The 19,871-nt window shown below is 57.3% G+C and carries 14 protein-coding genes and 1 pseudogene; all 15 read right to left on the reverse strand.

Features of this window, described 5'->3' with window-relative positions; translation table 11 throughout:
* Positions 1–3: 3 nt before the first annotated feature.
* The 15 genes and pseudogenes from PMI30_RS17565 to eat all read right to left on the reverse strand — a co-directional run bounded on the left by PMI30_RS17565 (position 4) and on the right by eat (position 19,749).
* Entirely contained in the window at positions 4–702 is a 699-nt protein-coding gene (locus PMI30_RS17565) for a M48 family metallopeptidase (protein WP_008008994.1), read from the reverse strand.
* Between the two features lie 2 nt (positions 703–704).
* Positions 705–4,040 carry a type I restriction endonuclease subunit R gene (locus PMI30_RS17560; protein ID WP_008008997.1) on the reverse strand — a complete coding sequence of 1,112 codons (3,336 nt, stop codon included), beginning with the start codon at positions 4,038–4,040 and terminating at the stop codon, positions 705–707.
* Between the two features lie 99 nt (positions 4,041–4,139).
* Complete coding sequence (locus PMI30_RS17555) at positions 4,140–5,177, reverse strand: PDDEXK nuclease domain-containing protein (RefSeq protein ID WP_008008999.1); 1,038 nt, start codon at positions 5,175–5,177, stop codon at positions 4,140–4,142.
* Positions 5,174–6,448 carry a restriction endonuclease subunit S gene (locus tag PMI30_RS30115; RefSeq protein ID WP_050562558.1) on the reverse strand — a complete coding sequence of 425 codons (1,275 nt, stop codon included), beginning with the start codon at positions 6,446–6,448 and terminating at the stop codon, positions 5,174–5,176. Before PMI30_RS30115 ends, PMI30_RS17555 begins: the two co-directional genes overlap by 4 nt.
* Positions 6,441–8,918 (reverse strand): type I restriction-modification system subunit M, encoded by a 2,478-nt coding sequence (locus PMI30_RS17550; RefSeq protein ID WP_008009002.1) that lies wholly within the window; start codon positions 8,916–8,918, stop codon positions 6,441–6,443. The genes PMI30_RS30115 and PMI30_RS17550 overlap by 8 nt, the downstream gene beginning before the upstream one ends.
* A 155-nt stretch (positions 8,919–9,073) precedes the next feature.
* A pseudogene (locus PMI30_RS30550) lies at positions 9,074–9,187 on the reverse strand (integrase domain-containing protein); the annotation flags it as partial.
* A 997-nt stretch (positions 9,188–10,184) separates the two neighbouring features.
* Positions 10,185–11,426 carry a tyrosine-type recombinase/integrase gene (locus PMI30_RS17540; protein ID WP_008009007.1) on the reverse strand — a complete coding sequence of 414 codons (1,242 nt, stop codon included), beginning with the start codon at positions 11,424–11,426 and terminating at the stop codon, positions 10,185–10,187.
* Positions 11,427–11,970: 544 nt separating this feature from the next.
* Positions 11,971–12,717, reverse strand: coding sequence for a S24 family peptidase (locus PMI30_RS17535; RefSeq protein WP_008009009.1), 747 nt, complete (start codon positions 12,715–12,717; stop codon positions 11,971–11,973).
* 236 nt (positions 12,718–12,953) lie between these two features.
* Positions 12,954–13,481 (reverse strand): inorganic diphosphatase, encoded by a 528-nt coding sequence (gene ppa, locus PMI30_RS17530; RefSeq protein ID WP_007894323.1) that lies wholly within the window; start codon positions 13,479–13,481, stop codon positions 12,954–12,956.
* Between the two features lie 113 nt (positions 13,482–13,594).
* Positions 13,595–14,407 carry a zinc-dependent peptidase gene (locus tag PMI30_RS17525; RefSeq protein ID WP_008009011.1) on the reverse strand — a complete coding sequence of 271 codons (813 nt, stop codon included), beginning with the start codon at positions 14,405–14,407 and terminating at the stop codon, positions 13,595–13,597.
* 6 nt (positions 14,408–14,413) lie between these two features.
* Positions 14,414–15,070, reverse strand: a complete 657-nt coding sequence (locus tag PMI30_RS17520) for a DedA family protein (RefSeq protein ID WP_008009013.1) — start codon at positions 15,068–15,070, stop codon at positions 14,414–14,416.
* A gap of 360 nt (positions 15,071–15,430) precedes the next feature.
* A complete protein-coding gene (locus tag PMI30_RS17515; RefSeq protein WP_008009015.1) occupies positions 15,431–15,892 on the reverse strand; it encodes a GNAT family N-acetyltransferase in 462 nt (153 codons plus the stop codon).
* A 112-nt stretch (positions 15,893–16,004) separates the two neighbouring features.
* Positions 16,005–16,829: an ethanolamine ammonia-lyase subunit EutC gene (eutC, locus tag PMI30_RS17510; RefSeq protein WP_162130605.1), complete on the reverse strand. Its 825-nt coding sequence runs from the start codon at positions 16,827–16,829 to the stop codon at positions 16,005–16,007.
* Positions 16,830–16,837: 8 nt separating this feature from the next.
* Positions 16,838–18,232 carry an ethanolamine ammonia-lyase subunit EutB gene (locus PMI30_RS17505; RefSeq protein WP_008009020.1) on the reverse strand — a complete coding sequence of 465 codons (1,395 nt, stop codon included), beginning with the start codon at positions 18,230–18,232 and terminating at the stop codon, positions 16,838–16,840.
* Positions 18,233–18,378: 146 nt separating this feature from the next.
* Positions 18,379–19,749, reverse strand: a complete 1,371-nt coding sequence (gene eat, locus PMI30_RS17500) for an ethanolamine permease (protein WP_008009023.1) — start codon at positions 19,747–19,749, stop codon at positions 18,379–18,381.
* Positions 19,750–19,871 lie beyond the last annotated feature (122 nt).

The following is a 19,871-nucleotide window of genomic DNA, read 5'->3' on the forward strand; positions in this document are numbered from 1 at the left end:
CTTTTATAGCCCTTCCACCTCAATCCCATGCTCAGCCAGCCATTCCTTGCGCTGTGCGTATTCGGGCAAAGCGCGCTCGAGCCGTAGCCAGAACTCTGGGGTGTGGTGCGGCTCGTGTAGGTGGACCATTTCATGGACCACGACATATTCGGCGATGCGCTTGGGCAGAAGGATGCTCTTCCAGTGGAAATACAGGATGTCACCTTTGCCGCATGAGCCCCAGCGATAGCCAAGATCCTGCACCCGCACCCCTCCGGGGGAAACGTCCAAACGTCCTTGGTACTCCTTTGCCCGCAAGGCGAGCCAGTTCCGGGCATGCAGGCTGTACCAGCGAATAAAGTGGTCCCTCGCCTGTGGCAGCTGGCTGCGTAGCAGCAGAAAGCGTCCCCCAGTCAGTTTCAAGGGCACCTCCTGCTCGTCGACCAGTTTGAGCCTGTAACTGCGTCCGAGGTACAGGAATCCTTCGCCATCCACATACTCCTTGGTTGGCACCGCACGTAGCAGGCGCTCCTTCTCGGCCAGGCGAGAGTAAATCCAAAAGCTTTTTTCCTGCACGAATCGGCTCAGCGATTCTTCGTCTGCCTCAGGCGGTGCTGAGAGCACCAACGTGCCGTCACGTTCGACGGTGATCTGTAGTGTTTTGCGCCGGGCACTGCGACGCAGCGTCAGACACAGATCGTTTACCGTCAGGCTGGCCGTCATGCTTACACCTGCATCAGCTTGTCGTGGCTGGCCCGAGCCTGATCCAATAGCCGGTCGGCCAGTATCCCGGCGGTGTCGGCATCGACAAGCGGCGGCCGCAAAAGCATCAGGTGGTCGAACAGTCGGCCGGTGAGGTCTTCCTGCGCTACTCGCTTGCGAGGACTCCAGATGTCCCGGTGGCTCTGCAGTTCATCAACCAGCAGATCGACCAACTCCACAGTCACATCTTTCAGCCGTATCAGTTCAGCCGGCTGCGGGTCCGCTTCGGCACAGACGACCTCCAATACGGTGCGCAGGAAGGGCGCGTAATGCTCGGGAAGATCGGTCGGAGTAGTGTCATCGTTGATCTGTCCCGAACGCAGGTCGGAAATGATTTTCTGCAGTTGAGCGACCAGTGCGTCCCACTGCTCATCAAGCGACTTGAGGATGTCGTTCAGTCGTTCGGACAGTTTGCGAAACAGTACCGGGTCTTCATCTGCATGTTTGCGGATGTGCGAGCGGATGGCGTGCTCCATTTCCGAGGCTTTGGCGCGGTCGTTGGCGCTGCGTGATAGTTGCTTCTCGAAATCAGCATCGGTCAGCTGAATGGGTGGAATTTTCGGATCGACACCCAGTGATATGACGTGGTCATCGATCAGTTTGCGCACTTTGGCCCCGATATCTTTGCCTAGCACGGGCAGGTCCTTGTAACGATTGCGGGCGCGAGCGTGGATATAGGCCAGACGTTTGGCGTCCTTGATAAAGGGCAATCCCTCTGGGCGCGGCAAGATGGTATCGAGCGACGCGAGGAAGGCCTTGAGTTTGACTGCGAACTCTGCCCGCACTTTCTCCTGATCGAGGGCGGCTAAGCAGACTTCGGTATCGTCCAGCGACTCGACACCCTGGCGGCGCAGGACGTCCACTACTCGCAGATGGCGATCTCGCAGGATTGGTACCTCGTCCTTGATGCTGACCAGCGCACCCTCGATATCCTCGTCGGCATAGGCCGCCAAGGCTTCTTTTAGGTGGTTGGCCACGCCATAGTAGTCCACCACGATACCGCAACGCTTGCCATGGCCAGTACGGTTCACGCGAGCAATGGCCTGCAGAAGTTCGGCCTCCTTGATCGGTCGGTCCAGGTACATGACGCCTTCAATGGGGGCGTCGAAGCCGGTCAGCAGCATCGACTTTACGATCAGGAAGGCTAGCGGATCAGCCTTGCCCGGCTGTTCATGCCGTAGCGGCTTTTTGAAGCGCTTGATCAGTTGTTCGTGCTTCCCGCCGTCGGTCCAGATTTTCCACGACGAGTCGTCATTGTTGCTACCGGAAATAATCGCGGCGAATTCCAGGCTACGTAGCGTGTCGCGGTAGCGCCAGGCCTGGATGCGTGCCTGCACTTTGGGTGGGCGCAGGCACAGGGCTTCATCGTCGAGCATCTTTTCGGCGGCTGGCAGCGCTTCTGCCTCGTTCAGCAGTTCGTCACGAGCGCTCTGTAAGGCGCTGAAATAACGAATGGCGGCCAGCCGACTGTAAGCCACTACCTGAGCTTTGTAGCCGTTGGGCAGGATATTCGTGACGTAGTGGCGAAGGATGTCACGCGCCTTGTCGTCGATCAGCGCCGGGGCATCGAAGATATGGCCCTTGGTGGCGTATTTCTTCTTGATCAACTCCAGCTCTTCGCTACTGTGTTCGCGGAAGAGATCCTCGAAAAGCTCATCCAGGCTGGCACCGTCCTTGACCGCGCCATGGGCTGTGCGCCCTTCGTAGAGCACTGGCACCGTAGCACCATCGGCTTCGGCTTCCTTGATCGTGTATTTGTCGATGAATGCACCGAAAATTTCATGGGTGCGCTTCTTGTCGCCCATGATGATCGGCGTGCCGGTGAAGCCGATGCGTGCGCAATTTGGCATTCCAGCCATCAGGCTGGCCTGTAGGTCGCCGGCCTGGGTACGGTGCGCTTCGTCCACCAGCACCAGAATGCTCTCGTCGCTATTCAATACTTCGATGGGCCTACTGACCTGGTAGGCGCCGCGACTTTCGGCAGCCTTGAGCCCTGCGTCAGGCGTTTCGGGCAGATCTTTCTCGTCGGACAGTGCTTCGTCTTCCAGTTCAGAGCTTCGGTACTTCTGGATAGTGGCGAAGATCAGTCCCGGTCCCTGACGCCGAGCCAGCGCCTTCACACCCTCGGTGCTGGAAGCCACTTCCGGCAGTTCGCCGGTCAGCGTGGCAGTTGCCGACAACTGGCTCTGCAAGTCTTTGCGGTCGGTCACCACGATGACTTTGAAACGACGTAGTTGTGTGTCCGTGCGCATCTTGCGTACCAGAAACACCATGGTCAGGCTCTTGCCAGAACCCTGGGTATGCCAGACGATACCGCCTCGCTGGTCGTGTTCGCCATGCTCGTGGCGGGTCTGTCCGGTCTTCAGTCGGGTGATGGCACGGTTTACAGCACGGTATTGCTGGTAGCGGCAGACGGTCTTGATGGTCTGCCCGCTGACCTGCATAAACAGCATGAAATGCCGCAACACATCTAGCAGGTGCGCAGGGGACAACAGGCCGGCAATCAGCCGCTCCTGCTCGGACAAAACGGATTTGCTCAGCCCGCTTGCTACTTCCTGTTCGCTGCCCTGGCCGTCCGGTCCGACTATCGTTTTCCACTGAGCGAAATGAGCGAAGCCAGAGCCGATGCAGCCGACCCGCGCCTCGTCGAAGCTGCTGGCGATCAGTAACTGTACGCTGGCGAACAACGCTTCGTTGCCTTCGTTGTCCTCAACTTCGAAGGCCGCCTTGCGTTGGTTGCTGTAACGGCGTAGTTGGTCCACGGCCTCTGTCAAAGGCTCGGGGATGGATGGACTCTTGCATTCCACCACAACTAGTGGAATGCCGTTTACCAGCAACACCAGATCGGGAACGATGAATTTTTTACCACTGTTGTAGCCTGGCGGGCAGTCCACCCGATACTGATTGATCACGGTGAAGCGGTTGTTGGTCGGCGTCTCCCAGTCGATATACTGGATCGTCTGCCCACGGCCGCCATCCCAACCAGGAAGGCCGTCCACCGTGATGCCCTTGAGCAGTAGCTCGGTGGCCTTCTGGTTGGCTTCCATCAGCTTGGCGGTGCCCAGGCGAGTGATGGCTGAAACAGCCTCGCTGATGCGCTCGTCATCCAGCCAGGTTTCTCCATCGCGCAGGTTAATGGTCCGCAGCCGCTCGCGCAGCTGGGCTTCCTGAATGACTTCGGCAAAGGTGTTGCGACCCGTCAAGGCCGGGATGTCGAGACTGCCCTCGATGTGTGTCCAGCCCAGTCCTTGCAGCTGTGTGACAAAGGGTTGCTCAACGTCGTCCAGTTCCCAGCCCATCTCACTACTCCATTTTCAATGGATGAAATCTATCCGATCTCACCCGACTCCATCAGATTTACCTGGCGCCCATACGGGCTGATGTCAGTTCATAAACACTCAATTATCAGCCAGCTCCTGCTCGATCTGCTCGATGCTGGGCAGGGTGTTTTGCAGCTCAGCTGGCAGCGCCTCCATCAATTGATACTCCGCGACGCCCATGGGTTTGGCGCTGTCGCGCAGGGCATACTCAGCCACTACCTTGTTTTTGCTCTTGCACAGCAGTAGGCCAATAGTGGGGGCATCATGTTCGCCCTTCATCTGCGCATCCACGGCCGTCAGGTAGAAGCCCAACTGGCCCAGATGCTCAGGCTTGAATTTGTCGGCCTTCAGCTCAATGACCACGTAGCAGCGCAGCTTGAGGTGATAGAACAGCAGATCGATGAAGAAGTCGTCGCCACCCACTTCCAACGGCACTTGCCGCCCAACGAAGGCAAACCCTGCGCCCAGTTCCAGCAAAAAACGAGTGACATGCTGCACTAGGGCGTGTTCGATTTCACGCTCGTTCGCCTCCCGGCTTACATCGAGAAAGTCGAAGACATAGGGGTCTTTCAGCGTCTGCTGAGCCAGGTCCGAGTTCGGAGCCGGCAGCTGCGTAGCAAAGTTAGTTTGTGCCTGACCTTCGCGGTCCAGCAAGCGGGTTTCGATGTGCATGCTTAGCACGCTGCGCGACCATCCGTATTCGACGGCTCTTTGGGCATAGGCCAGCCGTTGCTGCGAATCTTTCAGCTTGGCGAGCAGTACCAAATTATGGCCCCACGGCAATTGTCCAACAGCCTGTTGGACAATTTCAGCGTCCGGCCATGCCTCGGCAAAAGCGCGCATATACATCAGGTTAGCGCGGGAAAAGCCTTTCATATCGGGGAAGGCCGTGCGCAGGTCGTGAGCCAGTCGCTCGATGACCTTGGCACCCCAACCCTCGCGACTTTGACGTTCGAGGATATCGTGGCCGATCTGCCAGTAGAGCAGCACCAACTCGCGGTTGACTGTCTGCACTGCACGCTGCTGGGCGTGGTGAATGCGGGTTTTCAGTTCGGCCAGCCAGACGGTGTAGCCACCGGGAGGATCGATTAGCGAGATGGGGCGAGAGTCGGTCATGGGGTGGTGGCGCCTTCCAGTAGAGGTGTGACGCGTACGCGGCCGGTGAGAAGGTCGTCCATTAGGCCGACTTTTTGCTGCTTCAGCTTGTCCAGTTCCGAAGAATGATCGGTCAGGTTTTGCTCGGTCGTCATCAAGATAGCGACGATCTGATCTTGCTCGTACCGTGGAGGTACAACGACGTTATAGCTTTTGAAAAATGGAAGTCCAATCGTCTTGATCGTACTTCCAATGGCGATGCTTTCAAACTTCGGCTTTTCACGCTGCAAGTAGAAATACAAGAACAAATTGTTCATCTTTTCTCCACATCGCCAAGCCATGAAGTGCTGACTTACTGCCATATTGCCTACCAGAATGGCACTTTTTCCGATGCCAGCGTCACGAGATAGAATGACTGTTCCGCTTGGATGAACTACAGCGGACGAATTGGCTATGCCAAGCTCGCTGACTTCCTTGTCAGTTTCGTGGATGAAAATCTTGTCGAGGTTATGTGAATCAGCTAAAGAAACCCACTTAATGCCAGCATTCCAATATGACGCAATGTTCTTGTTGGGGGTATGCCCGCTGCCACGTACAGCAACGGAGTCAAGCAACCTTACCTCCCATTCTTTTGGGATCCACCCCAGCGGCGACTCCTTATAGTGCTGCGGCATTTCGCTCTGTGGCGGGCGCAGTTCGCCGTTGGAGTCAATGCCCCGGGTCAACAGGTCGTGCAGCAGTCCCTGTTTGACGATCTTGAGTTTGTCGATGATCGCCTCGGTTGCGCGGATCGTGTTGTCGAGGGTGTCGAGGATTTTGGCGATAAGCGTTTGCTCGTCAGAGGAAAATTCCCTAACAAAGAACTCATCAAAAAACTGGCGCTGCACGCGCTGTTGTCCTGCGGATCCGACCATCTGTCTTTCCGCTGCACGCCTGAAACGCTGGCTTTGCGTAACGTGAAAAACAAAACGTGGATCGATGCCTGGTTTTGCCCGGAGCACATGGAATTCCGTGCTTCCGAAGCCGATTCCGTTACGTAATCCGCGTACGTAGGCACCTTTGCCGTTCTCAAGGCAAGGTGTGATTTTAGCTACGAGCACATCACCGTCTTCAAAGGCAGTAAATCCTGTTGTCACCGATCTCAGGGGCCGTGTCTGTTGTGTAGTCCAGTCTCCTGATTCGGATACATCGCTCATCGGAATAAAGGACACTTCATCATTGGCGGGTAAATCATGGGGTATTCGAATAGCAGGGTTTACCTTGGCTATCGTTGAAAGTGAAACCTCAGACATATCCAAGTTCCTTCAGCAAACCCTGCAATGTCTGTTCCGCCGTATTGCGTTTGTGTTCAATCTCGGCAAGGGTCACGCGGTACTTGTCCCACCAGTTTTCAACGGCCGCGACTAATTGCTTGCGCTGAACAGAGATATAGCGGTCGACGATAGCCTGCATGTCGTTGTGCAGTATGGTCAGCAGAAGTTCGGCAGCGGCCTCCTGAGTCAGTCCGTCGACGGCTTTGTTTAGGTGGCTGGTAAAGCTTTCATTCTTGGTTTTGAGCTGCTTTTTCACCTTGGTCAGTTCGTCCTTCCACGCTTTGAGCTGAGCCTCGTCAACGATGTTTTCCTCGTCGCCTTCAGCTTCGACCTCATCCTCGTCTTTGGCTGGGACTGGGGCCTTGAGCTGACTTTCCAACTCAGCTTTCTTCCCGTCCAGTTCGGCCAATTTGGTCACGAAGTCGCTGAGCAGAAACTTGACCAGCTTGTGCTCCAGCGGGCTGTCCTTGCTGGCTTTGTCCTCCAGGGCGGTGACGATACTAGTGCGCCAAGCATCAACCACACCCGTGGCACCACGGGCCATTAGGGTAAGGAAGTCATATTTACTCTGATACCAGAAGCCGGCAATGATGCCGCGCACCTGAAAGGGGTCGAGCAGGCCAATGTTTTCCAGCGACTGGCTAAAGCTTTGCAACAGTTCGCTGCGCAGGCTGACCAGACTGTTGCTGTTGTCCATTTGCCCAGCCAGGGCGGTGATGCGTGGGCTGTGCTCTTCCCACCAGTTTTTGAAGGCGTCGCGAATTTTGGTTTCTTTGGCTTGCAGGCCGACATTGTCCTCAATGGCTGGCTTGAGCGCTTGGCGGTTGTTCAGTTCTGGGCGAAAGTCAAAATAGCGTTCGTCACGGACGATGAACAAGTCCTGCGGGTCTAGGCCATGAGCCCGGAAAAGTCCGGCTTTGGCTGCCACTTCGGACTTGGGTATGCCGCCAACCAAGTGGGCACGCACGTCGTGGGGTTCTGGCGCAGGGGCGTTGTCCACATAGCGGCGGATATTCAGGTTGTAGTTGTGATCGCGCAGCGTGGCGAGGTCGACGATATCGGACAGGCCATCGATCTGGCGAAATTCATCAAAGGCAGTGGCAATCTTCTCGATATGTTCTGGCAGCAAGAAGTTTTGCGCGCGGCCCTCGAAGTACTCTCGATCGGCATTGATAAACAGCACTTTGCCCTGGCGGTCGGTCGGCTTGCCGCTGACGCGATTGGCACCGTCCTGCTTCTGTTGGCGCAGGATCAGGATACAGGCGGGGATGCCGGTTCCGTAAAACAGGTTGGCCGGCAGGCCGATCACCGCTTCGAGCAGGTCATCCTTGATGATGCCTGCGCGGATGCCTTTCTCCTCCCCTCCACGGAACAGCACTCCGTGGGGCAAAACTGTGGCGACCATACCTTCGTCACGGCAGACGCCGAGCATGTGTTGAAGGAACATTAAATCGGCCTTCTTGGAGCCCAGTGGCACCTGTCCGTATTTGAAACGCTCCGGGTGCTCCGGACTCCAGGCAGGCTGGCCGTTGGTATCTTTCTCGGTATGGCCCCAGTTTATCGAGAACGGCGGGTTGGTGAGGATGCGGTCAAAGCGCAGCAGTTCGCCGCCTTCCAAGTGGCGCGGGTCGCTTAAGGTGTCATCGTTTTGCAGGTCTGCCGTACTGATGCCGTGCAGCAGCATGTTCATCTTGGCGATGGACCAAACGGTGCCGTTGAACTCTTGGCCGAACAAGTTGGCTTTGCGGCCATCCTCGCCGTGCTCGTCAATATATTCCTTGGCGGCGATCAGCATGCCGCCCGAGCCGCAACAGGGGTCATAGATGTCGTGTTTCAGCGCTGGTTTGAGCAGACGAACCATCAAGCGCACCACCGACCGCGGGGTATAGAACTCACCCCCTTTCTTGCCGGCAGAGTCGGCGAATTCGCCGATCAGGTATTCGTAGGCAGCGCCGAGGAGGTCGGGAAACTCGAAGTCTGAGTTGCACAGAGGCACTAGACTGAAATGGCTGATCAGCTGACGAAGCTTAATGTCGGGGATCTTGCTCTGGCCGACCTTACGGGTGAAGTCAATGTGCTCCAGCACCCCTTCCAAAGAAGCGTTATTCCCCTCAATACCCGCCAGCGCCTTATTGAGCAGATTACCGACATTGATGTGCGCCTCGTTGAGCAGGTGTTTGAAGCGCGAGGAGCTGGGCACCCAAAAACCGCCATCGCGTTTGTACCAGCGCGGATTTTCTGCAGAGACAAAGGCTTCGGCCTGGCTCTTGCCTGCCTGGAGCTCCTGCGCCAACACCTCCTTGTAACGCTCCTCGAACACGTCAGAGCAGCGTTTGAGAAACAGCATGCCAAAGATGTATTCCTTAAACTCCGAAGCATCCATCTTGCCGCGCAGAATATCGGCGGCCTTGAACAGGTGACGTTCCAGTTGCTGAAGCGTGAGGGGCATTACGAATTTCCTTTTCGTCGCTCTGTGAGCGACGGATTCCCAAGGGGATATAAATGATGGGCAGGATTCTAACCCAGGATGCATCAGCAAGCTTTCTGGCAGTACTGGATGCGGTTATGCGGCCGGAAATTGAGAGTGCTGGGCAAAGGCTGCATGACCGTCCCATAATGCCCGCCGCCAAGCAGGTAGCGCAGCGCCTGCGGTCCGGCGTAACTCAGTTGCCGACCATAGCCAAAATTGCGCCCATCTCGGCTGCCCAGCAGTGCCATGATCAAACTCCTCTCGAGGACAAAACCTTGAAGCCTTCCCTCACGTCATCCCGCCAAGAATGTTGAGTGTTATCAGGGATCAAGGCCCCTGCGGCCTGTGAGGGTTGTCCACTAACGCGGGACTGACGGCTCTTTACGACCGGGAGCTTGGGCATTTCATGATCTGGCCTCCTGAACACCTCCGAAGAAGTGGGCGGGTAGAGGCTGCACTGGCTGACGAGACCGGTGCCGCGAGATCCTGAGTCGGGTGAAGGCAGTGATGCGATGACTGGGGCATGCCTGACTGTCAGTCAGGTGCAGCCCATTCCGTGGGCTGCGGCACCATCATCTGCATCGCTGTTGCTGGTGACTTCGGTGTTTGTCACGCCGATTGTCACGAGGGGAAATGCCGCAAAGCCTTGTACGAGATGGGCTGCAGCAGCGGTAGGAGCGCCCGTCTCTTTCCAGAAGAAAGAGACGGGCGCAGGTTGGCGCAGTGAAATGGCCAAGCGGATAGGTTGCTGCAGGGCAGCTGGGTAGGGGGGATGTATTTGCCGCAATGGCAATGATCTGAAGTAGGCATCCATCACTCGGTGAGTGACTGTGCGAGCCGCCGGACGCTAATCGCACTTTGGGAGAACCACCACGGTGTGGTGTAGCCTTAAAGGTTCTGGCTACCTGGGTTGCTGTCAACGACAGCGCTTTGCCCGATCTTTTCTACGCCTGTGGATAATTTGGGTCAAGGCTCGAATTTTCGGGAACTCTGCGGCTGTGGATGAAATTATCCACCGGTGGAAATCCGTGGTTTTCCACAGACAGTTGTGTGGGCTTTAGATTTTTTAAGTGAGGTCCCTTTAAGCAGGGAGGCTACGCATCCCTGCTTAAAGGGACCTGGCTTTTTTTAGTCGGTAACCATAGATCTCGTGGTCCTACACCGATGTTGATTTCGCCGCAGTTGCGGGATTGTCGCCTTGATAGATGCGCCCCAAGGTTCGACGCATTCAGCGGTGCCGCCTCATTATTTCCCCGATGTATCGCGTAGTGCCTCATCCGCGTGTTCAGGTGTGGATGTAGCGTAGATGGCCCACGCGTGCATCAGCTCCCGTCGCTTATCAAAAAAGTCTGATCTAGAGTATGCGCTTTCGGTTTCCCCGCGTTCGTCATGGGCCAGCGCGAGCTCGCAGATATCTCTTGGGAAAGGGGTCATTTCACCAGCCCAATCCCGGAAGGTTGAGCGGAAACCATGACGAGTGATGTGCTCATAACCCAGTGCATGTAGCAGATTGCGAATGCCATTAGCGTGCATCACGCCGCTTCGACCGTGGCCGGGGAAAACGTAGGGACTTCTGGTGTTGATTTTCGGAAGGTTCTTCAGAAGTGAAACCACTTCCGGAGCCAAGGGGATCGCGAACGCTTGCCGTGTTTTCATGCGCTCATCAGGCAGAGACCATCGACCCGACTCCAAGTCAAACTCATCCCAACGTGCGAATCGGACCATATGCGAGCGAGCGCCGGTTAGGATCAGTAACTGAGCAGCGGCAGAAACGTGGCTGGTGTCCTTACGCAAGGCTTCCATTAGTGTTGGAAGATCCTGCCATTTCAGTGCCGGGTGATGTTGGCGTTTGCGAGCTTTCTTCTTCTCATGCCGGCTGAGCAGGTTTTCCAGATGGCCGCGCCAGCGTGCCGGATTCTCTCCAGTCCTGAGACCTCGGGCTCTGGCGGCATCCAGGATCTGTTCGATTTGCCCACGTACTTCGTCAGCCGTCCGCGTTTTGGTTGCCCATAGTGGTTGCAGTGCCTTGATCAGGTGTTTGGTTTCGACCTGGTCAGCTGACAGCTTCCCTATAGTAGGGAAAGCATAGAGTTCGAGTTTCCTTAGCCAGCCCTTGCGCCATTTCTCCGACCAGCTCGAACCATGGGCATCTCGATAGTCGGCGGCCAATTTCTCAAAAGTAATCAGCTGCGCCAATTCTCGGCGTTCAGCTTCCCGTTGAGCGGCTTGTTCAGCCTGTCGTTTTGCGAGTGGGTCAGTGCCTTTGAGGATCTGGACTTTGTTTTCATAGGCGGCCGTGCGGGCCTTTTTTAGATCGAACTGGGGGTAGCCACCCAATCCCATCTCTCGTCGTTTGCCGTGTAGCTGAAACCGCAGCACCCAGTTTTTTCGCCCCGTAGCTTTGACGATAAGGCGCAGCCCTTCACCGTCTTCGTAGGTGCCTGGTTCGGTCACATTTTCGACATACTTTGCGGTCAGCTTACCCATCTTTTCTGTCCTCTGGTCCCCCACTTGATCCCCCACTTGGCTGTGGAAGACGATGGATGAAAAAGGAAGTCACAGGAGCAAAAATAGGCTGAAACCCTTGATCTAGCAAGGCTGTCGCGATTTTCAGTAGAAGAGGGTGGCTTTCAAAAAGACATTAAAAAGCCGGCTTGTGGCCGGCTTCTCGGGGACTGGCTTGGTTTATTTTTGGTAAACCGCGCCAGCCTTCAAAACGTACACCCGGATCTTGCGTCCGGCTGTGGGACTTGGCGAGAAAGTCATCTGCCTTGTCGGTGCGATCTGAGCCTGAAGAAGGGTCGATGCGCAAATGTGGGGCGCAGCATACTGATTTTTTTGAGGAATTCCCAGCTTGGCGTGTGGGATAGGGCGATTGCGGAGAGGTGTAGCAGCTGCCGAAGGCTGCGTTCGGCTGCGAAGCAGTCGTAAATCCGGTAAGCGTAGTGTCCGCCATAGTGAATGGTTTGCGACTGCTGCGCAGTCGAACGGGGGCAAGCCCCCTCGCCACAGTGGATCACCGGGTGCGTGCTTATAGGAACGGTACCGACGGCCGGCGTTTGTTGAGCGTCGACCACCAGAATACCCACCCCAATACCCTGATGTTTTGCTTGTCGATCTGCTCGGCATTGAATATCTCGTCTGGATACTCGGCTTTGTTATAGCTGCGTAACCGCAACGCATTCCCCGGCATTCGGTGCAGGTATTTGATCCGTAACATCCCGTCGTGCTCGATCGCATAAATCTCCCCATCAATAACCTGGGTAAGCCCGCGGTCGATCGCAAGCGTCGAACCATCTTCAATCTTTTCGCCCATGCTGTTGCCGATCATGTGGGTACAAATAGCGTCGGCGTGGTTGATTTCCAGGGAGTCCAGGTGGCTGCGGGGCAGGCGGATGGATTGGCTGGGGTCTTTGATAACGTGAGTTTTGTTGGAGCCCGGGGCGGTGGCGGTTTCTATGTAGAAGGGCAGCTCGACGTCGATGGATTCGATCACCGTATAGATGCCGCGGATGGCCTGGGCGTCGAAGGTGTTGCCGGACTCGTCGAGCACGCGCAGGCGTGAGGACTCTTTCGGGCCTTCGCCGGTTTTCAGCCAGTCGCTGTTTACAGACAGTAGTCTAGCGACCTCTTCCATGCGGTAGGCGGGCACACCGCGGGTGTACCAGTTATGGATATTTTGCGCTTCCGTGTCGAAGAAAGCGGCAAATCCTGTGGTTGTGATTTTCGCTGCTTCAAGGAGCGCTTTAAATCGTGGGCCGCTAGTGTTCTTTTTCATAAACACGAGTCTACTGGCGCAGGATGGGGGTTTGAATAAACGATCCGTTCAAATTTCGAGGGAAATTTAAGACTGGATGTAAGGCGCTTTTAGTGGAAATTAAACAGGCAAAAACCGAAGCCAAGAAGCGTTCCACGTACCGTTAAAGGTCAGTGTCTGGGCGGAGCGCCCACAAAAAACCCCGGATCAACCGGGGTCTTCTTCAACCGTCGCAGCTAGAAGCTTACCGCGGCTTCTCAGCCTTTATAAGCGGCAACCGACTTGGTGATCGCGTCGCGGGCGGCATCTGCGCCGGCCCAGCCTTCGATTTTCACCCATTTGCCTTTTTCGAGATCTTTGTAGTTCGCGAAGAAGTGCTCGATCTGCTGAATCAGCAGCGCAGGCAGATCGGTGTATTCCTTCACGTCGACGTACAGCTGGGACAGCTTGTCGTGTGGAACCGCGATCACTTTGGCATCGCCGCCGCCGTCGTCGGTCATGTTCAGGATGCCGACTGGACGTGCGCGGATCACCGAACCTGGGGCAACCGGGTAAGGGGTCACGACCAGCACGTCGAGGGGATCACCGTCGTCAGCCAGGGTGTTCGGGATGTAACCGTAGTTGGCCGGGTAGAACATCGGGGTGGCCATGAAACGGTCAACGAACAGGCAATCGCTGTCTTTGTCGATTTCGTATTTGATCGGCGCGTGGTTGGCCGGGATCTCGATCGCGACGTAGATGTCGTTCGGCAGGTCTTTGCCAGCCGGAATCTTGCTGTAGCTCATTGGGCGGTGCCCCCGTTAGTTGACCAAAAACACTTGGCCGGATTGACCAAAAAGTGGCGGCGATTATAGGCATATTCCGCCACCGTTGCTATGTGCCAGAGGTCGTGTAGACCTTAGTCGTGTGCCTGATAGACCGGGTTCTCGGCCAGAAGTTGCCGCAACCGGGCCAACGGGTCCTGGCGGTAAAACAGCTTCAGTTGCTCATAAACCTGTGGATAAGCCTCGTGCAGCAAATCCGGGGCGCTGAAGAAGTATTCGCTGGTGACGGCGAAGAACTCGGCGGGGTTTTCCGCCGCGTACGGGTCGATGGCGGTTTGCGCGTCTGGGTTGCGATCCAGTTGCCGGTCGAGGTCGTCATAGGCCTCTTGCATGACCCTGGCCCAGTCGCTGACGCGCATGTCGGCATGCAGCGGGGGCAGGCCATTGGCGTCGCCGTTGAGCATGTCGAGTTTGTGCGCGAGTTCGTGGATCACCAGGTTGTAGCCTTCCCAGCCACCACTGGCCATCACGCCGGGCCAGGCTAGGATGATCGGGCCTTGCTGCCAGGCTTCGCCGCTGTGTTCGCCGTCCCATTCGTGTTCAACGCCGCTGGCATCGCGATGGCGCTGGGGGCTGAGGAAATCATCGGGGTAGAGGATGATTTCGTGAAAGCCCTGATACCAGTTCAGATCGCCCAGGTGCAGCAGCGGCAATTGGGCCTGGGCGGCGAGTAGCAGGCGTTGCTCCTGGTGAAGCTCGACGCCGGGCAGGGCGGTCAGGTGTTTGTCTTGCAGGAACAGCACGCAGGCTTCCCGCAGCCACTGGTCTTCGTCTGCGCTGAGGCCATCGAGAAAGCTCAGGTGATGGCGCACCCGTTGCCACATGTCGTCGGCAATCGGATGCCTGGCCAGGGTGCGCTGGCGTCGCCAGGCGCTAAGGGACCACATCGTGAGTCAGCGGGGTTCGGCTTTGGACGCGGCATTCCCGAGGCGGCTGCGGATCACGCTGATGATCATCGGTAGCAGCGACAACAGGATGATGCCCACTACCAGCAGCGACAGGTTTTTCTTGATGAACGGTACGTTGCCGAAGAAGTAGCCGAGGGTGACCAGGCCGCCCACCCAGAGGATGGTTCCGAGAACACTGAAGGCAAAGAAACGCGGGTAAGGCATTTTGCCGACACCGGCGACGAACGGGGCAAAGGTCCGGATGATTGGCATGAAACGCGCCAGGGTCACGGTTTTGCCGCCGTGCTTGTCGTAGAAGTCGTGGGTTTGTTGCAGATAGTCGCGGCGGAATATTTTCGAGTTCGGGTTGCTGAACAGCTTTTCACCGGCGGTGCGGCCGATTATGTAGTTGGTGCTGTCGCCGAGAATCGCCGCCAGCATCAGCAGGCCGCCCAGCAGCACCGGGTCCATGCCGCCACCGGCCGCTACGGCGCCGGCGATGAAGAGCAGGGAATCGCCCGGCAGGAATGGCATCACTACCAGACCGGTTTCGCAGAAGATCACCAGAAACAGAATGGCGTAAATCCATGCCCCGTAGTTAGTTACCAGCAGGTCGAGGTAAACATCGAGATGCAGGATAAGGTCGATCGGGTTGAAATCCATGGAAAGCACCTGTGGTGATGGCCCGACTCTGCAGGCCTGTGCGGATGGCTTCGCGTAAGACTACAGCTAAGTGTGATTTTTCTTACGAGCCGGAAGAATGGGCATTATAAGGGGTGACAAGTGAAAAACGCGTCGAGTTTGTAGCGGGGGATGTCGATGGGGCGACCATGGGGCTGTTGGCTTTGCACAATCCTTGTGGCGAGGGGGCTTGCCCCCGTTGGGTTGCGAAGCGACCCCTAAACCAGGTAGTCACGGTTTTTCTGATACACCGCATGCTCAGGTTTTACGACGGCTGCGCCGCCGAACGGGGGCAAGCCCCCTCGCCGCAGCAAGCTCCCTGGCCACAAAGGTCCTAGTGCGTTACAGCCCGTCACTGATCGGCAGCACGTAGTTCCTGAACTCGGTGTCTTCCTTGAACCCGATGGATTCGTAGGTTTTCTGCGCGACTTCGTTATTGCTGCTGGTGGAAACGCGCATGCGCACGGCATTGGTTTCCTTGGCCATTTTTTTCGCGGTGCGGATCAGATTGTCGGCCACCAACTGGCGGCGGGCGTCTTCGGCGACGTAGATGTCGTTGAGGATCCACACGCGTTTAAGCGAAAGAGACGAAAAGCTCGGGTACAACTGACAAAAACCCATCAGTTTGTTGTTGTCGTCATCGGCCAGGGCCAGGTAGATCACCGATTCCTTGCGCCGCAGGCGTTTCTCGAGGAACGCCCGGGACGAGTCCGGATACGGCAGGGAACCGTAAAACTCACGATATTTGACGAACAACGGGGTCAGCAGGTCGAGGTGTTCGAGGGTCGCTTGAATAATCCGCATGGTAGGTCTCGTCTTCAAGTGGCTGTCTTACGTGGTGACGGCGACGGGAAACCCTGGCGGCCGTGCATCGATCCTGCCTGAAACCTGAATAGAAACGCAATGCGGAAACGGTTCAGGTAGCCGACGGGTTCAGTAGGAAATTACCTTTCATATCCGCACCAATGTCCGACTCCAGCGTCTGAATCTGGGCTTCGTCCTTCAGACTGACCCCCGATAACTGCCGCCGACAGGCTTCGCGCATCAAATACAGCAAGCGGTGTGCCGCCATGCCGTAACTCAAGCCTTCGAGCCGGACATTCGAGATGCAGTTGCGATAGGCATCTGTCAGTCCGACCTTGGGATTATAGGTGAAATACAACCCCAGGCTGTCTGGTGAGCTCAATCCGGGGCGCTCGCCGATCAATATGACCACCATTTTTGCGCCCAGCAGCTCACCAATCTCGTCGGCCACCGCGACTCGGCCCTGTTCCACCAGAATCACCGGCGACAGGGACCAACCCTCAGCGGCTGTCTGTTCTTCCATGCGCGCCAGAAACGGTAAGGTGTGGCGATGAACGGCCAATGCCGAGAGGCCATCGGCCACCACGACGGCCAGATCCACCCCGCCAGGATGGCTCAGCGCGTAGTCGCGCAGGGTCTGCGCTGACTGATCACTCAGTTTGCGCCCCAGATCGGGGCGCTGCAGATAGCTGTTCCGGTCCGTGGCGGCACTGTGCAGCAGCAAACTCTCACGTCCACGCTCGGCCAGTTGCGAACTGAGCCCCATGTGGTCGAACGGCAGGTGCACCGCATCCCGGGCCTGTGCATGGGCGTACTGGAAATCCAGCTGCGCGCTGGTCGGCATACTGGTGCCGGTACGACCGAGGGCAATACGTGCCGGGGTCAGGCGCCGCAGTTCCAGCAATGGGTTTTGCGGATCGACAGGTGGTTTTTCCATCTCAATACTCATCCCAGTTGCGCCATGGCCTGACGGAAGGCTGGCGGCAGGTTGTCGCCGAAGTGAATTTTGCCGTCTGCCTGGGTGAAGATGCCCATGTTCGCCAGCCACTGTTCAAATTCCGGTGCCGGTTTCAGGCCCAGGGTTTTCCGGGCGTAGAGGGCGTCGTGGAACGATGTGGTCTGGTAATTGAGCATGATGTCGTCGGAGCCTGGGATGCCCATGATGAAGTTGATCCCGGCCACGCCCAACAGGGTCAGCAGGGTGTCCATGTCATCCTGATCTGCCTCGGCGTGATTGGTGTAACAGATGTCACAACCCATGGGCACGCCCAGCAGCTTGCCGCAGAAGTGGTCTTCGAGGCCGGCGCGGATGATCTGTTTGCCGTTGTAGAGGTATTCCGGGCCGATGAAGCCTACGACGGTGTTCACCAGAAACGGTTTGAAATGGCGTGCCACGGCGTAGGCGCGGGTTTCGCAGGTCTGTTGATCGATGCCGTGGTGAGCGTTGGCTGACAAGGCGCTGCCCTGGCCGGTCTCGAAATACATCAGATTTTGGCCCAGCGTGCCGCGATTCAGGCTCAAGCCCGCGTCATAACCTTCCTTCAATACGTTGAGGTTGATGCCGAAACTGGCGTTGGCCGCTTCAGTGCCGGCGATCGACTGGAACACCAGGTCCAGCGGAACGCCGCGATTCACCGCCTCGATGGAGGTGGTGACGTGGGTCAGCACGCAGGCCTGTGTAGGAATTTCGTAGCGCTGGATGATCGCATCGAGCATTTCCAGCATGGCGCAGATCGAAGCGATGCTGTCGGTAGCCGGGTTGATGCCGATCATCGCGTCACCGTTGCCGTACAGCAGGCCGTCGAGAATGCTCGCGGCGATGCCGGCCGGTTCGTCGGTGGGGTGATTGGGTTGCAGGCGGGTCGAGAGCCGGCCGCGCAGGCCCAGAGTGCCGCGGAATTTCGTGACCACGCGGATTTTCTGCGCCACCAGCACCAGGTCTTGCACGCGCATGATCTTCGATACGGCGGCGGCCATTTCCGGGGTCAGTCCCGGCGCGAGGGCGCGCAGGCTCTGTTCGTCGGCGGCGTCGCTGAGCAGCCAATCGCGAAAGCCGCCGACAGTGAGGTGGCTGACTGCTTTAAAAGCCTGTTTATCGTGAGTGTCGATGATTAGGCGGGTGACTTCATCGGCCTCGTAAGGAATCAGTACTTCCTGCAGGAAGTGAGTCAGCGGGATGTCAGCCAGGGCCATCTGTGCGGCCACTCGCTCGCCATCATTGAGGGCGGCAACGCCGGCCAGAAAGTCCCCGGAGCGCGCCGGGCTGGCCTTGGCCATGACGTCTTTGAGACTGTCGAAGCGGTAGGTCTGGGCGCCGACGGTATGGGCAAATACGGCCATGGTGTCCTCCTGGTTTATTGATGACCTGTAGGAGCGAGGCTTGCCCGCGAAGCTTTTGGCGTACTCGAGGACGCCTTCGCGGGCAAGCCTCGCTCCTACAGGAATGGGGCGCTCCCAAATAGGGCGTGCGCCCGGCACCGGTGCAATTAGATGCCTTCGAGCATCGCATCCGCCGGCGCGTCGGAACGCTGCTTGGCAGTCAGTTGGAAATACAGGTAACCGGCCGCCATGAACCCGAGGAACACACACCCGATCAAGGTGTTGAACCACGCCATCGCCACCAGGCACACCACGGCCAGAAACAGCGCGATGCCCGGTACGATCGGGTAGCCCGGTGCACGGAAGGTGCGTTCCAGGTTTGGCTCGGTTTTACGCAACTTGAACAGGCTCAGCATACTGATGATGTACATCACGATGGCGCCGAATACCGACATGGTGATCATCGCAGCCGTCAGCGTCATGCCCTGCAGGTTGATCAGGCCGTCGCTGTAGATCGCCACGATGCCGATTACGCCGCCCGCCAGAATCGCCCGGTGCGGCGTCTGGAAACGCGAGAGTTTGGCCAGCCCTTTGGGCAGGTAACCGGCGCGAGCCAGGGCGAAGAACTGTCGCGAATAGCCAAGAATGATCCCGTGGAAACTCGCCACCAGGCCGAACAGGCCGATCCATACCAGCATGTGCATCCAGGTCGAATTGTTGCCGACCACCGCTTTCATCGCCTGAGGCAGCGGATCGTTGATGTTCGACAGTTGGCGCCAGTCGCCGACACCGCCAGCCATCACCATGACGCCGATGGCCAGGAACACCAGGGTCAGAATGCCGCTGACGTAAGCCCTGGGAATCGTGCGTTTCGGGTCCTTGGCTTCCTCGGCGGCCATGGCGGCGCCTTCAATGGCGAGAAAGAACCAGATCGCGAAAGGGATTGCCGCAAAGATGCCGGGGATCGAGGCCATGGTGAATTCGTTGGAACCCGACCAACCGTTGAGTACGAAATTGCTGAAGCTGAAGCCCGGTGCGACCACGCCCATGAACACCAGCAACTCGGCGACCGCCAGCACGGTGACCACCAATTCGAACGTGGCGGCAATGCTCACGCCGAGGATATTCAAACCCATGAACACGAAATAGGCGCCAACAGCGGCGATTTTCGGGTCCAGTTCCGGGTATTGCACGTTGAGGTAGGCGCCGATGGCCATGGCAATTGCCGGTGGCGCAAAGACGAATTCGATCAGGGTCGCAATGCCGGCGATCAGTCCGCCTTTTTCACCGAAGGCCCGGCGGCTGTAGGCAAATGGCCCGCCAGCGTGGGGAATGGCGGTGGTCAATTCGGTGAAACTGAAGATGAAGCAGGTGTACATCGTCGCCACCATCAGGGCGGTGACGAGAAAACCCAGGGTCCCTGCGGTGCCCCAGCCGTAACTCCAGCCGAAGTACTCGCCGGAAATCACCAGGCCGACGGCAATGCCCCATAAATGCAGGGTGCCGAGTGTGGGTTTGAGCTGTGTAGTAGAAGTCATAAGTCCTCTCTGTCTTTTTTATTGTTTGATCTGTTGGACTTTCGGGTATGGCGTTTATGTGTGATGCGGGCACGCAAAGCCCATGCCAGAGCGGCAGGGCGATGATTGGTGTGTCGTTGAGG

Origin of the sequence: Pseudomonas sp. GM50, assembly GCF_000282375.1 — a bacterium.
GTDB lineage: Bacteria > Pseudomonadota > Gammaproteobacteria > Pseudomonadales > Pseudomonadaceae > Aquipseudomonas.

What these genes read in the sequence shown, in the direction of transcription:
- PMI30_RS17540 (WP_008009007.1), bottom strand. Translation starts at nt 11,426, where the DNA reads ATGGGTAAGCTGACCGCAAAGTATGTCGAAAATGTGACCGAACCAGGC.
- PMI30_RS17555 (WP_008008999.1), bottom strand. Translation starts at nt 5,177, where the DNA reads ATGACCGACTCTCGCCCCATCTCGCTAATCGATCCTCCCGGTGGCTAC.
- ppa (WP_007894323.1), bottom strand. Translation starts at nt 13,481, where the DNA reads ATGAGCTACAGCAAGATTCCGGCTGGCAAAGACCTGCCGAACGACATC.
- PMI30_RS17565 (WP_008008994.1), bottom strand. Translation starts at nt 702, where the DNA reads ATGACGGCCAGCCTGACGGTAAACGATCTGTGTCTGACGCTGCGTCGC.
- eat (WP_008009023.1), bottom strand. Translation starts at nt 19,749, where the DNA reads ATGACTTCTACTACACAGCTCAAACCCACACTCGGCACCCTGCATTTA.
- PMI30_RS17515 (WP_008009015.1), bottom strand. Translation starts at nt 15,892, where the DNA reads ATGCGGATTATTCAAGCGACCCTCGAACACCTCGACCTGCTGACCCCG.
- PMI30_RS17525 (WP_008009011.1), bottom strand. Translation starts at nt 14,407, where the DNA reads ATGTGGTCCCTTAGCGCCTGGCGACGCCAGCGCACCCTGGCCAGGCAT.
- PMI30_RS17520 (WP_008009013.1), bottom strand. Translation starts at nt 15,070, where the DNA reads ATGGATTTCAACCCGATCGACCTTATCCTGCATCTCGATGTTTACCTC.
- eutC (WP_162130605.1), bottom strand. Translation starts at nt 16,829, where the DNA reads ATGGAAAAACCACCTGTCGATCCGCAAAACCCATTGCTGGAACTGCGG.
- PMI30_RS30115 (WP_050562558.1), bottom strand. Translation starts at nt 6,448, where the DNA reads ATGTCTGAGGTTTCACTTTCAACGATAGCCAAGGTAAACCCTGCTATT.
- PMI30_RS17535 (WP_008009009.1), bottom strand. Translation starts at nt 12,717, where the DNA reads ATGAAAAAGAACACTAGCGGCCCACGATTTAAAGCGCTCCTTGAAGCA.
- PMI30_RS17560 (WP_008008997.1), bottom strand. Translation starts at nt 4,040, where the DNA reads ATGGGCTGGGAACTGGACGACGTTGAGCAACCCTTTGTCACACAGCTG.
- PMI30_RS17505 (WP_008009020.1), bottom strand. Translation starts at nt 18,232, where the DNA reads ATGGCCGTATTTGCCCATACCGTCGGCGCCCAGACCTACCGCTTCGAC.
- PMI30_RS17550 (WP_008009002.1), bottom strand. Translation starts at nt 8,918, where the DNA reads ATGCCCCTCACGCTTCAGCAACTGGAACGTCACCTGTTCAAGGCCGCC.